The sequence below is a fragment of the Mesorhizobium sp. M7A.F.Ca.ET.027.03.2.1 genome (assembly GCF_003999175.1).
Classification (GTDB): domain Bacteria; phylum Pseudomonadota; class Alphaproteobacteria; order Rhizobiales; family Rhizobiaceae; genus Mesorhizobium.
The window spans coordinates 1-1,927 of record NZ_RZOM01001133.1; the positions used below are offsets into that span (position 1 = coordinate 1).

Genomic DNA, 1,927 nt, shown 5'->3' on the forward strand with positions numbered 1-1,927 from the left:
ATCCTCTACACATCGGGTTCGACCGGCAAGCCGAAGGGCGTGCTGCACACCACCGCCGGCTATCTCGTCTACGTCTCGATGACCCACCAATATGTCTTCGATTACCATGACGGCGACATCTACTGGTGCACCGCCGATGTCGGCTGGGTCACCGGCCACAGCTACATCGTCTACGGCCCGCTCGCCAACGGCGCCACCACGCTGATGTTCGAAGGCGTGCCGAATTATCCGTCGCAGTCGCGCTTCTGGGAAGTCATCGACAAGCACAAGGTCAACATCTTCTACACCGCGCCGACGGCGCTGCGCGCGCTGATGGGCGCCGGCGACGCGCATGTCGCCAAGACATCGCGCAAGTCGCTGCGCGTACTGGGTTCGGTCGGCGAACCGATCAATCCGGAAGCCTGGGAGTGGTATTTCAACATCGTCGGCAACGGCAAGGTGCCGATCGTCGACACCTGGTGGCAGACCGAGACCGGCGGCATCCTGATCACGCCGCTGCCCGGCGCCACCGACCTCAAGGCGGGATCGGCGACGCGGCCTTTCTTCGGCGTCAAGCCGCAGCTGGTCGACGGCGAGGGCAAGGTGCTGGAAGGTGCGGCCGACGGCAATCTGTGCATCACCGATTCCTGGCCGGGCCAGATGCGCACCGTCTATGGCGACCACGACCGCTTCGTGCAGACCTATTTTTCGACCTATAAGGGCAAGTATTTCACCGGTGACGGCTGCCGCCGTGACGCCGACGGCTATTACTGGATCACCGGCCGCGTCGACGACGTCATGAACGTCTCCGGCCATCGCATGGGCACGGCCGAGGTCGAATCCGCACTGGTCAGCCACGACAAGGTTTCGGAAGCCGCCGTCGTCGGCTATCCGCACGACATCAAGGGACAGGGCATCTATTGCTACGTCACGCTGATGGCCGGCGAGCAGCCGAGCGAGGAGCTGCGCAAGGAGCTGGTCGCCCATGTCCGCAAGGAGATCGGCGCCATCGCTTCGCCCGACAAGCTCCAGTTCGCGCCCGGCCTGCCGAAGACGCGTTCCGGCAAGATCATGCGCCGCATCCTGCGCAAGATTGCCGAGGACGATTTTTCAGCGCTCGGCGATACCTCGACGCTCGCCGATCCGGCCGTCGTCGATGATTTGGTCGCCAACCGACAGAACAAGAAGAGCTGATGCAGGCAGCGCTTGGCATTGTCAGTGAGCTTTGGCGCTATCCGGCGAGTTCGCTTGCCGGCGAGCGCCGGGAGACAATCTCGGTCGACGTCGAGAGCATTAAGGGCGACCGCATGTTCGGCCTTGTCGACGCGTCCGACAATGAGATCGCGCGACCGGACCGCGACCCGAAATGGCACAAGGTGCCGCGCATCCGCACCCGGCTGTCGCCCGCCCTGGAACTCGAGATTGCCGTTCCCGATAGCGACTGGCTGGCTGCGCCAAGTATCGAGAGCGACCGCGCGGTATCGGCCTATCTCGGCTTCGAGGCCTCGATCCGGCCGTTTCGTCGCGAGAATGCCGCGCCTGACTATTCCGGCCCGCTGACCGCGGAGCGCTACCGCAAGGCGCCCATCCATCTGTTGACCACCGCCTCGCTGGCGCGCCTGAAGGCATTGCATCCAGAGGGCGCCACCGACCCGCGCCGCTTCCGCCCCAACATCGTCGTCGACATGGCGGCAATCGAAGGGTCGTTCCCCGAAACGGAATGGATCGGCCGCAAGCTTGCCATCGGCGACCTGTTGCTGACCATCTCGGAACCCTGCCGCCGCTGCGGTTTCACCATCATCGCCCAGGATGGCTTCGACCATGATCCGGCGATCCTGCGCAACCTGGTCCGCCATAACGCCCACAATCTCGGGGTCTATTGCACGGTCGACCGGCCGGCGCGCATCGAAACCGGCGACGCGATGCGCTTCCTGTAAGCTATCGATAC

At 64.1% G+C, this 1,927-nt stretch carries 2 protein-coding genes; both read left to right on the forward strand.

The features are described from left to right. The coding region (locus tag EN750_RS32070) for an acetate--CoA ligase (RefSeq protein ID WP_127399087.1) at nucleotides 1–1,173 on the forward strand (1,173 nt) is incomplete at its 5' end. Beyond that, nucleotides 1,173–1,916 (forward strand): MOSC domain-containing protein, encoded by a 744-nt coding sequence (locus EN750_RS32075; protein ID WP_127399088.1) that lies wholly within the window; start codon nucleotides 1,173–1,175, stop codon nucleotides 1,914–1,916. The genes EN750_RS32070 and EN750_RS32075, both read left to right, overlap by 1 nt. The last annotated feature ends 11 nt before the right edge of the window (nucleotides 1,917–1,927 follow it).